The 11,428-nt window shown below is 71.2% G+C and carries 10 protein-coding genes; 1 reads left to right on the forward strand and 9 read right to left on the reverse strand.

Features of this window, described 5'->3' with window-relative positions; translation table 11 throughout:
- Window positions 1-11: 11 nt before the first annotated feature.
- The 8 genes from KIK09_RS33620 to KIK09_RS33655 form a co-directional block, all read right to left on the reverse strand.
- Window positions 12-1,910, reverse strand: coding sequence for a serine/threonine-protein kinase (locus tag KIK09_RS33620; protein WP_308164438.1), 1,899 nt, complete (start codon window positions 1,908-1,910; stop codon window positions 12-14).
- A 138-nt stretch (window positions 1,911-2,048) separates the two neighbouring features.
- The gene (locus KIK09_RS33625; RefSeq protein WP_214323423.1) at window positions 2,049-2,558 is read right to left on the reverse strand and encodes a YbaK/EbsC family protein; all 510 of its coding nucleotides are present in this window, start codon (window positions 2,556-2,558) and stop codon (window positions 2,049-2,051) included.
- Between the two features lie 16 nt (window positions 2,559-2,574).
- Window positions 2,575-4,119, reverse strand: coding sequence for a flavin monoamine oxidase family protein (locus tag KIK09_RS33630; RefSeq protein ID WP_308164439.1), 1,545 nt, complete (start codon window positions 4,117-4,119; stop codon window positions 2,575-2,577).
- 239 nt (window positions 4,120-4,358) lie between these two features.
- The gene (locus tag KIK09_RS33635; RefSeq protein ID WP_214323424.1) at window positions 4,359-5,201 is read right to left on the reverse strand and encodes a M55 family metallopeptidase; all 843 of its coding nucleotides are present in this window, start codon (window positions 5,199-5,201) and stop codon (window positions 4,359-4,361) included.
- Window positions 5,198-6,403: a DUF6395 domain-containing protein gene (locus KIK09_RS33640; protein ID WP_214323425.1), complete on the reverse strand. Its 1,206-nt coding sequence runs from the start codon at window positions 6,401-6,403 to the stop codon at window positions 5,198-5,200. Before KIK09_RS33640 ends, KIK09_RS33635 begins: the two co-directional genes overlap by 4 nt.
- A complete protein-coding gene (locus tag KIK09_RS33645) occupies window positions 6,394-6,723 on the reverse strand; it encodes a hypothetical protein (RefSeq protein WP_214323426.1) in 330 nt (109 codons plus the stop codon). Before KIK09_RS33645 ends, KIK09_RS33640 begins: the two co-directional genes overlap by 10 nt.
- Before the next feature lie 28 nt (window positions 6,724-6,751).
- Window positions 6,752-7,525, reverse strand: a complete 774-nt coding sequence (locus tag KIK09_RS33650; RefSeq protein WP_214323427.1) for an enoyl-CoA hydratase/isomerase family protein — start codon at window positions 7,523-7,525, stop codon at window positions 6,752-6,754.
- A 30-nt stretch (window positions 7,526-7,555) separates the two neighbouring features.
- On the reverse strand, window positions 7,556-8,425 hold the full coding sequence (locus tag KIK09_RS33655; RefSeq protein ID WP_214323428.1) for an NAD-dependent epimerase/dehydratase family protein: 870 nt from the start codon (window positions 8,423-8,425) through the stop codon (window positions 7,556-7,558).
- Window positions 8,426-8,540: 115 nt separating this feature from the next.
- On the opposite strand from KIK09_RS33655, the gene KIK09_RS33660 reads away from it, so the two are divergent.
- Window positions 8,541-10,460 carry an N-acetylmuramoyl-L-alanine amidase gene (locus KIK09_RS33660; protein WP_214323429.1) on the forward strand — a complete coding sequence of 640 codons (1,920 nt, stop codon included), beginning with the start codon at window positions 8,541-8,543 and terminating at the stop codon, window positions 10,458-10,460.
- Here KIK09_RS33660 and KIK09_RS33665 read toward each other — a convergent pair.
- Window positions 10,423-11,319 (reverse strand): MurR/RpiR family transcriptional regulator, encoded by an 897-nt coding sequence (locus KIK09_RS33665; RefSeq protein ID WP_214323430.1) that lies wholly within the window; start codon window positions 11,317-11,319, stop codon window positions 10,423-10,425. The genes KIK09_RS33660 and KIK09_RS33665 overlap by 38 nt on opposite strands.
- Between the last annotated feature and the right edge of the window lie 109 nt (window positions 11,320-11,428).

Consider the following 11,428-nt stretch of genomic DNA (forward strand, 5'->3'; position numbering starts at 1 on the left):
CCGTCCCCGCATCATCCCCCCGAATTGCCATTCAGCCCCTTGAGCTGCTTGACCAGCGTCTCCACGCTCACTGGCGCCCATATGGCCTCCCTCGGTGGACTGGCCCCGAACGTGCTGTAAGCGAGGATCAGGGAGAGCGCGGCCCCCGCCGCGAATACTCCCGCCATCACCATCGCCGCTGTTCTCGAGGGTACGAGGGATGAGAGCGTTCTGCGCATCTGTCTGCCAGGTCCCTCTACTCCGGGACCCGCGCAAAGTGTCCACAAGGCGATCGCCGCGCCCCAGGCCAGAGCGTTGTGCGGCTCCATCTTCAGCACCACCGTGAGCAGCAGTGTCACGGGCAGGCCGAGGATGACGGCGTACAGCACCAGGGCGAGCGTGATGCCCACCGACTTGGCCAGCGCCTGCGGCTGGCCGAGGACGCGCAGCACGTCGACGGCGGCCGAACCGGCCGACCTGCGGGCGGTGAGCGCCGGCTGGGCCAGGTCGGCGGCGCGCAGCAGGATCGCCACGGGGATCGCCACGATCGCCACGAGGGTCGGCGCCAGGACCGCCAGCACGATCATGATGACGAGCAGCATCGCGCCCGCCACACCGTAGGCCTTGGAACGCTGCAGGGCCTGGCCCGGCAGCGCGCCGGGGATGAACGGCTCGCGCCTGGTGCGCGGGTCGGGCATCGGCGGCTGCTGCTGCGAGTGGGCCTGATGGTGGGGCTGCGGCTGCGGGCGCTGCGGCTGCACCGGGATGTAGGGCTGCTGCGGGTGAGGTGTGTCGGACCTGACCCGCCGCGTGGGCACGTCGCTCTCGGGCGGCGGCATCGCGTGGCCGTGGTTGTTGGGCTGCGGCCAGGGCTGGCTGGCCGGGGCGCCTTCGCGCTGCATCTGCCGCAGCTCCTCCGGGGTCACCCGGCGGGTGGGCCACGGGTCGCCGCCCTGGCCCGGCAGCAGGGAGACGAAGGGCTGGTCCGTCGGTGTCGGCGTCGGCGGAGGCGTGGGCTGGTGCACCTGCTCGCGCGGCGTGACGGGAGGCGTGGCCATCTCGGCCGGCGGCTCGGTGCGCTCGGAGCGCGGCATGGTCGAGATCTCGTCCGGCACGTTGCTCTGCGACCTGGGCAGCATCCTGGCCGTCTGCTCGGCCAGTTCCGCGGCCTTGGGCCGCTTGCTCGGGTTGCGCTGGAAGGCGGCCTTGAGCAGCGGCTGCAGCGCGGCCGGGGCGGCGCTGACGTCGGCCTTGCCCGCGGTGATGTTGTAGAAGATCATCTCCAGCGTGCCCTTGCCGAAGGGCGGCTGGCCGGTGCCCGCGTACAGCAGCGTGCCCGCCCAGGCGTGGATGTCCACCTCGGGCCCGGCCTCCTGGCCCTCGATGATCTCCGGGGCGAGGTAGCCGGGGGTGCCGATGAACATGCCCGTCTGCGTCAGCCGGGTGGCGTCCACGGCCTGCGCGATGCCGAAGTCGATCAGGACGGGCTCGCCGTCCAGGATGAGCACGTTGCCCGGCTTGAGGTCGCGGTGGATCACGCCGACCGAGTGGACGGCGGCCAGCGCCGTGGCCACGCCGTGGGCGATCCTGGTCAGCGCCGCCAGGTCGAGCGGCCCGTCCTCCCTGACGATCTCGTCGAGCGGGCGGCCCGCGACGTAACGGGTGACGATGTAGGGACGATGACCGGTCACATCGGCGTCGAGGACCTCGGCGATGTACTTGCTGCGGACCCGGCGCATGGTCTCGACCTCGCGCGACAGGCGCCGCCTGGCCACCTCGTCCCCGGCCACCTCGGCGCGCAGGACCTTGACCGCCACCTGCCTGCCCTGCGGATCCACGGCGAGGTGGACAACACCCATTCCGCCTTCACCTAGCCGCCTGAGCAGCCGGTAAGGGCCAAGTCGGTCATCGTTCATGGCATGAAGCACCATACCGGCTTAATCACCGCCCACGAGATGAACCATGAGGCCACATTCCCACTCGCACAACGTCCAGGAACGCCTCATCGGTTTCCCATCACACGGTCTCGATATCGTCACGCCCGCTCCGGGTGGAGCGGACTCCTTCGTTCAGTTCGCCAGGGCGAGCACCTCTGCCCCCTTGAGCCCGGCGAGCGTCGCCCCCGACACGGCGAGCTTGGATCTGCGCACCCCGCTGCCGATGACCGCCCAGTCGAGCGCGGCGACGTTGACGTCCACCAGGATCGGCCAGTCGTCCGGCAGGCCGATCGGGGTGATGCCGCCGTACTCCATCCCGGTGAGCTCCACCGCCTGATCCATCGGCGCGAAGCTCGCCTTGCGCGCGTCCAGGTGCTTGCGCACGATGCCGTTCACGTCCACCCGCATCGTCGCGAGCACCATGCACGCCGCGTACCGCGTCTCGCCGCCCCGCTTGGCCGCGACGATCACGCAGTTGGCCGAGGCCTCCAGCGCCACGCCGTAGCGTTCGCAGAACGCCGCGGTGTCGGCCAGCTCCGGGTCGATCTCCGCCACCTCGGCCTCCTGTACGGCCTGCCGTACGGGATCGGCCAGGAGGTCGGGCCTGTCGCTCGCTCGCACCCACACCAGTTTCTCGTTCATCACCAAGGACCCTACGTCACGCCGACTGCAACACCCGCTGGTGCAGCTGGGTGACCGCGCTGCGGGCGGACTCCATGGCGCCCGCCTGCCAGGCGATCAGGTATGTCAGCCAGTCGCCCGCGAGGTAAACCCTCCCGCTGGGGCGTTGCAGAAGAGTGAAGGACGAATCAAAGGCGGGCCAGCGCACCCAGCCTCCCTGGATGTGCTCCTGGCGGTCCCAGGCGATCGAGACGCTGGACAGCAGGTCCTTGCCGTACTTGTCGCCGTGGATCTTCCTGCCCTGGGTGATCGCCCGGCGCCTGCGGTCCTCGGGGGTGAGCGCGCCGTACAGCTCGGCCTCCTTTTCGGAGGTGTAGTAGCCGACGAGCACGCCGCGCTCGGAGTGGAAGCCGTAGGAGGGGTACCAGATGTGCGTGATGTCCAGGTCGGTCTCGGTGATGCCGCCGTAGATGCGGTCCTCCAGCTCCCACCACCGCCTGCCGTACTCCAGGCCGATCTTGCCGGCGGCGACGGGGACGGGCGTCCTGAGCGCGGAGGTGACGGCGGCGCCCAGGTTGTGCGGGATCCTGGCCAGCACGTGCGGCGGGAGCGTGGCGATGCAGTAGTCGGCCTTGAGCTCGCCGCCGTCCCAGGTCACCTGGACGCCGTCGGGCAGGTCCGTGATCTTGTTGACCTTGACGCCGGTGCGGATGCGGTCCTCGCCGACGGCCTGCTTGAGCCTGGTGACGATCGTGTCCATGCCGCCGACGGGCTGGAACATGGGGGTGGCCTGGTCGTAGCCGAAGTCGTTGGTGATCGCCCTGCCGACGCCCGCGGCCAGGACCTGCTGGAGAGTGCCGGGGGGCGCGACCGGGGTGCCGCCGTCCGTCGCCGGATATTTCATGAAACCGCGGCGGGTGGAGCCTTCGTAGTCGAGCTTGGGCCCCAGGTCTCCGAACCTGCGCAGGAACTCCAGCAGCCGTTCCCTGTCGTCCCTGGTGAGCCGCCTGTCGAGCTGGCCGAGGTTGGTGGCCTTGGCCAGCAGTTCGGCGATGTATCCGTACATGTCGGCGCGGGCGGCGCGGGCCCTGACGGTCTGGCCGTGGGTGTGCACGTAGGCCTGGGCGTTGTTGTTGATGAACGGCTCGATGGGGACGCCCAGTTCGCGGCAGTAGTCCAGGGTCACCATCCACTGGGCGATCCGTCCGGGTCCCGCGTTGAAGTAGACGCCGTCGCCGAACCTGACCTCCTGCGCGGGGCCGTTCAGCTCGGTCAGGCGGTCGCCGCCGCGCAGCGTCCTGTTCCTGCCACCGGCGCGGTCGCTCGCCTCGAGCAGCGTGCAGTCGTAGCCCGCCTTGCCGAGCTCGTAGGCGGCGGTCAGGCCGGCCACGCCCGCGCCCAGGATGACCACCTTGGCGGCGCCCTTCCCGGTCAGGTGGAAGTCGCTCTTCTGCGGGGGTGTGTACGCCTTGTCCTGCTCGCTCGGCGCCAGGCCCAGCGCGCCCATCGCCGCGTACATCGCCCCCGCCCCACCGACCGCGCCTATCCCGACCAGCAGGCCGCGTCGTGTCAGCGCCTCCACGCCGCTCTCCTTCGTGCTGTCGTACGGCAAGCCGCCCTTCCGCCACCCGCCGCACGTGGCCGAGCCCTGTCCAGGGAGACGCTCCTCAGGTGGAGGTGCTCTCCCGCCGCTACGACGTAGCGTCGGCCGGTCGGCCGCCGCGCGCTTCGCGCCGGGCGCCGCCGTACCGCTGCTCGCCGTACCGGCGCTCGGGACGGCGGGGCTGGGGTGGAGGGGGTGGAAAGCATGGTGCGTGAAGGCTAACCGTAGGGGCCGGCGTTGCAGGCGACCTGGCCCGCGATCGTGGCGAAGAGGCCGAACAGGGCCATGATCTGGGGGAACTCGTCCGTGGTGAACTCCGTGTGGCGGGGACCTGCGAGCTTGACGCCGGGGATGAGGGCGGCGGCGCTGGCGATGGCGGTGGAGTTCCACTCGACGCCGAGCGTGTAGGGGGCGGGCTCCACGTAGGGCGCGAAGTCCGGCAGGCGGTCGAGCGCCCGCGCGGCGGCCTCGCGGATGCGGGCCTGGGCGACCGAGGGCGGCAGGAGCTCGGCGGAGAACTTGTCGATGCCCTTCTTGACCGCGACGGTCTCGACGTCGCCGAGCAGCGCCCTGGCCTCCTCGCCGACCGCCTCGTCGCCCGTGACCAGGACCACCGGCACCCCGTGGTAGCCGGCGCAGGCCGCCACGACGCGGGTCTCGCCGCAGGCCGTGCCGTTCAGGTAGACGTTCTGGATCTCCTTGCCCATCCACGTGTGGTTGAGCACCCCGTCGGGGACCCCGGCCATGGCGTGGTAGCCGACGAAGCAGGCCGCGTCGAAGGACCCGTCGAGCCCGTGGGCCATGCGCTGGGCCTTGCCCGGTCCGCGGATGAGCGTGGCGCGCGGGTCGAGCAGGTCGATGCGGAGGTTCTTGGTGGAGCCGTGCGCGTCGTTGACCAGCACGGCGCTCGCCCCGGCGTCGTGGGCGCCGTTGACGGCCGCGTTGGCGTCGGCGGTCATGAGCTCGCATCCGCGCTCGTAGCCGCGCTTGCCGGCGTGCATCTCCTCCGGATCGGTCAGCCCGGTCACGCCCTCCATGTCCACCGACAGGTAGACCCTCACGCGCCCCACTCCTCCACCTTGCGGACCTCCTCGGGCGTCATCAGCCCCACCTCGGCGGTCATGAAGTCCCTGACCTGCGCCCGCCAGGGGTCGGGGATCTCCTCCAGCGCCGGCGGGTAGCAGTGGTCGAGCCACGAGGTCGACTCCAGCGACGCCTCGAAGTACCGCCTCGCCCCGCCGAACAGGCTCGACTCGATCCCCGGCACCCTGGCCAGGCCGTACTCGATCATCTCCTGCCCGCCGTAGGGCGGGGGCTGCAGCCACTTGCGCGCCACCGGCCGGTCGGCGCTCAGCGGCGTGTCGATCGGCCGGCCCTCGACGGCGGCCTGGATGAGCTCCTTGTACAGGCACTTGCCGCAGGTACGGCACGGCCCGTCGACCCCGCGCAGGCACCACCGCAACTGGTCCTTCAGCGGCGAGTTCAGCGCCAGCCGCATCGTCACGGCCTCGCTCACCCCGCCCACCGGCAGCACGATGTGTACCCCGGCCGCGGCGAACAGCCGGCCCCACGCGCCGTGCGGCGCCCACATCGGGTTGTCCGGCGTGAAGCGCAGCAGGTAGCGGTCGCCGCCCAGCCAGCGCGAGCCCAGCTCGTAGCCGAAGGCCAGCCCGCCCAGGTCCAGCTCGTCGGCCAGCAGCAGCGCCCCGGCCGCGACCGCGTGGTGCTCCGGGTACCCGGGCCGCGGCTCGGCCAGCGTGAACTCCAGGTCCGACGAGACCGTCGTGAGCTCCCGCCCGGTCTGCGCGGCCAGCCTGGCCAGCACGTCCGAGCGGTAGTGCGTCCACCGGTTCGGCACCCGCGGATGCGAGACCCGCTTGAAGTGCACGAACGGCGCCTCGGGCAGGATCGCCGCGGCCGCGACGGAGTCCGCGCCGCCGCTGTAGGAGATCGCCAGCACCGATCCGGTACGGCGGGCCGTGCCGGAGACGGGGCCCGCCTCGATCCCCCAGCCGTCGTGCAGCGCCGCGGCCACCTCGGGCGAGACGCCCCGGTCGAAGGTGATCCGGCGGCGGGTCCAGGGCGCGACGACCGTCCAGGCGGCCACCGCGAACAGGTCCGGGTGGGCGTCGGCGGGCACGTCCTGGAAGTGGCAGGAGTTGGTGGCCAGCTTGACGGGATGGTCGTCGGCGGCCCTGCCGGTGATCTCGTCCTCGGGGTCGAGGCGGAAGGCCAGCTCGCCGCCCGACCAGGTCACGCGCACGGCTGGCGCTCCCCGCGCAGCTCGTCGATGGCCTGCCAGATGAGCACCTCGTTCTGCAGGACCCCCTCCATCGCCTTGGCCGTCTCCTCGGCCAGGCGCCGGGTGTCCTGGTCAGCCTTGGGCGCGGGCACGGGCGCGGTGGCGGCCTTGCGTAACCGCTGGACCTCCGCCTGCAGGGTGGTGACCTCGCGGCGGAGCGTCTGCACCTCCCAGAGGGCGTCGCGGATGTCCTGTCTGTGGTCGGCGATCGAGATGTAGCGGGAGTCGAACCACGAGCGCACGGCCTTGCGCAGCCGTGCGGGGACCAGGACGCGCAACATGAAAGTCACGATACTGGGAAATTCCCGATCAGCGGCCCGTGAACTTCGGCCTGTTCTTGTCCATGAAGGCGCGCATGCCGATCTTGGCGTCGTCGGTGGCGAACATCCCGGAGAAGTGCAGCCGCTCGAGCTCAAGCCCGGTCTCCAGGTCGGTCTCCAGGCCGCGGTCGACGGCCTGCTTGGCGGCCCGCAGCGCGACCGTCGGCCCGTCGACGAAGGTCGCGGCCCACTCGAGCGCCGCGGTGTACACCTCGGCGTCGTCCACCACCCGGTCCACCAGCCCCAGCTCGAGGGCCTCGGCGGCGGGCACGTGCCGGCCACTGTAGATCAGGTCCTTGGCCCTGGCGGGGCCGATGAGGCGGGGCAGGCGCTGGGAGCCGCCCGCGCCGGGGATGAGGCCGAGCAGGATCTCGGGCTGGCCGAGCTTGGCGGACTCGCCCGCGACCCGGAAGTCCGCGCACAGGGCCAGCTCGCACCCGCCGCCGAGCGCGTAGCCGGTGATCGCGGCGATGACGGGCTTGCCGATCTGGGCGACCGCGTTGAAGCAGTCCTGCAGCTCGCCGGAGCGGGCGGACATCTCCGCGTAGGACATGTCGGCCATCTCCTTGATGTCCACCCCGGCGGCGAACACCCGCGCGCCTCCGTAGACGACCACGGCGTGCACCTCGACGTCGGAGTCCACGGCCAGAGCGCTCGCGCGCAGCTCGCGCTGCATCTGCGCGTTGAGCGCGTTCATCTTCGGCCGGTCAAGCTCGATGGTCGCGATGTGGTCGGCCACCTCGACGCGTACGAATTCACCCATGGTCCGACCCTACAAGCGTCCCTCAGGGCGTCACAGCATCGCCTTGGTGAGGTACGGCGAGCCGAGGTGCTGGCGGCGCACCAGCTCCACCAGGTCGGTCTCCGGCGCCCAGCCGATCAGGGAACGCAGCCTCCGTGTGTCGGCCAGCGAATCCCCCGGCTCGACCGGCGAGGCGGGAACGACCTCGCAGGCGATCTCCGTCCGGGTGACCTCGGCGACCGCCTCGATCATGGCGCCCAGGCTGACGCCCCTGCCCGTGCCGATGTTCACGATCCCCGGGATGCCGGTGAGGTCGATCAGGGCGCGGGCGACCTGGCGGACGTCGGTCACGTCGCGGGTGCGGTCGAGCGAGCCCAGGACGCGCAGCGGGCGGCCCGACTCGGCGGCGGACAGCCACGTGGCCAGCGCCATGTCGGGGCGCTGGCCCTCGCCCGCGACCGTGAACGGGCGGGCGATGGTGACCGGGCGGCCGGCGCACAGCCGCTCCATGGCCAGCTTGCTCTCCGCGTAGCCGCCGATCGGGCGGGGAAGGTCGGATTCCCGCGATGGGCGGCCGTGCCTGGCCCCGCCGTACACCGAGCTGGAGGACGTGACGACGAGCGGGACGTCAGGGGGCGTGAGGGCGAGCATCCGGGCGGCGGCGAGCACGTTGTCGCGGTGGCGGCGCGCCGCGACCGCGGGGCCTTCCTGGCGGACTCCGGGGCAGCCCGCGAGGTGGTAGACGGCGTCGGCGCGCAGCGGCGCGTGCAGATCGAGGATGTCGCCGCACACCGTGGTGAGGCCGGGTCTGGGAGACTGGGGGCGGCGGTCGATGCCGATCACCTGCTCACCCGCCGCGAGCAGGGCGTCGACGAGGGCCTGGCCGATGAATCCCGCGGACCCGGTCACGATCGCCGTCACGGGCCACACCATATGCCGTTAACGGCCGAAAAAATCCTTCGCAAAGCTCTCGCCTAAGAAAGAAAATGTTGAGACGCTGACTGCGCCAAGCACCCCCTCAGTCAAGGAGCGGTACATGCGCAGAGCGTTGGCGATCGCGGCGATCGCCTTCCTGCCGTTAGCGAACGTGACCGCCGCGCGGGCGGAGGAGCCCGGCGATCGGCAACAGGCGTTCACCGCGGCGGCCAAGGAGTTCCAGGTTCCCGAGAGCGTCCTGCTCGGCGTGTCCTACCTGGAGTCGCGCTGGGACGCGCACGCGGGCCAGCCGAGCAACGAGGCCGGATTCGGGCCGATGCACCTGACGGACGCCGAGGCGTTCGCGGGCACCAACCACCACGGCGACGGCGAGGAGGACGCGCGCGGCGACGACAGCAGGCCGCTGGCGCCCGCCGCCCAGGCCGCGCCCGTCACCGAGATCCCGGCCGCGCTCAAGACCATGGACAAGGCGGCCGAGCTCACCGGCGCCAGCCACGAGCAACTGCGCACCGACGCCGCGGCCAACATCCGCGGCGGCGCGGCGCTGCTGGCCTCCTACCAGAAGGACCTGGGCGCGCCGCTGAGCGACGACCCGGCCGAGTGGTACGGGGCGGTCGCCCGCTACTCGGGGGCCGACAACCAGGACGCGGCCAAGGCGTTCGCCGACGAGGTGTACACCACGATCAAGCAGGGCACCGAGCGGGTCACCGACGACGGGCAGCGGGTCACGCTTCCGCCGATCCCTGACGTCGGCGAGATCCTGAAGTGGCTCGAAAAATTGGGACTTCCGGTGCCTCGCAAGGATGGCGTCGAATGTCCGATGTCGGTGTCGTGCGAGTGGATCCCGTCGGGCTACGCGCAGCTGCCCGGCGACGACTACGGGCACTACGACCTGGGCAACCGGCCGTTCGCCCAGAAGATCGACTACATCGTCATCCACGACATGGAGGGCTACTTCCTCCCGTCGATCAAGCTGAACCAGGACCCCGCCTACGGCGCGAGCTGGCAGTACTCGATCCGCTCCACCGACGGCCACATCGCCCAGCACATCAAGGCCAAGGACGTGGCCTGGCAGGCGGGCAACTGGTACATCAACGCCAAGTCCATCGGCATCGAGCACGAGGGCTTCCTGGCCGAAGGCGGCACCTGGTACACCGAGGCGATGTACCGGGCCTCGGCCAAGCTCGTGCGCTACCTGGCGATGCGCAACGGCGTCCCGCTCGACCGGGCGCACATCCTCGGCCACGACAACGTGCCAGGCACCACGCCTGCCACGGTCAAGAACATGCACGAGGACCCGGGCCCGTTCTGGGACTGGGCGCACTACTTCGAGCTGCTCGGCGCCCCGCTGCACCCCTTCGGCGGCCCCCGCTCCGGATCGATCATGATCAAGCCGGACTTCGCCACCAACAAGCCGTACTACTACGGCTGCGACCGCAAGAACCCCAGCGCCCCCTGCCCGCCCACGCCGTCGGCGGCCGTCTGGCTCCGCACCGAGCCGCGTGCCGACGCGCCGCTGGTCAAGGACATCGGCAAGCACCCGACCGGCAACCACGACTCGCTCTACAGCGTCTACGACCACAGCGCCCGCGCCACCACCGGCCAGCGCTTCGCCGTCGCCGACCGCCAGGGCGACTGGACCGCCATCTGGTACCTCGACCAGAAGGCCTGGTTCTACAACCCGGCCTCCGCGCCGACCGCCGTCCCGTCCATGGGCCTGGTCGTCACGCCCAAGCCGGGCCTCGCCTCGGTCCCCGTGTACGGCAGGGCCTATCCGGAGGCCGAGGCCTACCCGGCAGGGGTCCCCGTCCAGTCGGTCGTGCCGCTGCAGTACAAGTTCTCCGCCGGGGAGAAGTACACCCTGGCGGGCACGGCGGCGGCCGAGTACTTCTACGCGGTCACCTTCGACGGCTCAGGGCACCAGGTCGTGCGCGGCAAGACCAAGTACCTGGAGGTCCAGTTCGGTCACCGCGTGATGTTCGTCAAGGCTGACGACGTGCAGGTGTCGTTCTCCGGGTGAACTCCTCGACGGCGCGCCTGGTGCTCTGCAACGCCTCCTGCGAGGAGTCGAACGTGCGCTGGGCGACGCCGACGAACACGCAGTCCACGACGAGGAGCTGGCTGATACGGCTGGCCAGCGCCCCGGGGCGGAACTCCGTCTCGCGGCCCGCCGAGATCAGCACGTGCTCGGCCAGCTCCGCGATGCTGGAGCGGGGGTTGTTGGTGATCGCCACCGTGGTGGCGCCGGCCTCCCCCGCCCGTCTGATCGGCTCCAGCACGTCGGGCGTCTCGCCACTGGTGGAGATGCCGATCGCCACGTCGCCGGGCTTCAGCAGGACGGCGCTGGTCAGCGCCAGATGGGCGTCCTGGAAGCCGTGACTGGACAGGCCGATGCGCAGCAGCTTCTGCGCCATGTCCTCGGCCACCAGCCCGGAGGCGCCCACGCCGTAGGCGTCGACCCGGCGGGCGTTGGCGATCGCCTCGACCACCAGGCCAAGGCGTTCGGAGGTCAGCTGGGCCACCGTGTCGTTGATGGCCTCCGACTCGGCCCTGGCGACCTTCTGGATCACCTCGGACAGCGGGTCGTCGGGAGCCAGGTCACCCGGGACCAGGCGGTCCGGCTGCGCCGCAGCGGCAGCCAGGGCCAGCCTGAGCTGCGGGTACCCGGCGAAGCCGAGCAGCCGCGCGGTCCTGACGATCGTCGCCTCGCTGGTGCCCGACGCGGCGGACAGCTCGGTGATGGTGCTGCGCGCCACCGTCGCCGGGTCTTCCAGTATCAGGCGGGCCACGGTCTGCGCGGCGGGCGTCAAGGACGGCAGGACACCCCGGACCGTGGCCACCAGTGTGTCGGCCCGCAGGCCGTTCCCGCTGTCGTCCACGTGCCGATTATGCCGCCCATAACCCCTGGATGCGCCGATCCCACCCCCTCCCCCCATTTCCCACCTTGCGCCAAGCCCCACCGCACCTCTCCTCACCGACCCCGCGCAG

The sequence above is a fragment of the Nonomuraea sediminis genome (assembly GCF_018531495.1).
In the GTDB taxonomy this organism is placed as follows: Bacteria; Actinomycetota; Actinomycetes; order Streptosporangiales; family Streptosporangiaceae; genus Nonomuraea; species Nonomuraea sediminis.

Excerpts from the sequence above, each read along its gene's own strand:
- KIK09_RS33620 (WP_308164438.1), bottom strand. The coding sequence starts at position 1,910 with ATGGTGCTTCATGCCATGAACGATGACCGACTTGGCCCTTACCGGCTG.
- KIK09_RS33625 (WP_214323423.1), bottom strand. The coding sequence starts at position 2,558 with ATGAACGAGAAACTGGTGTGGGTGCGAGCGAGCGACAGGCCCGACCTC.
- KIK09_RS33645 (WP_214323426.1), bottom strand. The coding sequence starts at position 6,723 with ATGTTGCGCGTCCTGGTCCCCGCACGGCTGCGCAAGGCCGTGCGCTCG.
- KIK09_RS33650 (WP_214323427.1), bottom strand. The coding sequence starts at position 7,525 with ATGGGTGAATTCGTACGCGTCGAGGTGGCCGACCACATCGCGACCATC.
- KIK09_RS33660 (WP_214323429.1), top strand. The coding sequence starts at position 8,541 with ATGCGCAGAGCGTTGGCGATCGCGGCGATCGCCTTCCTGCCGTTAGCG.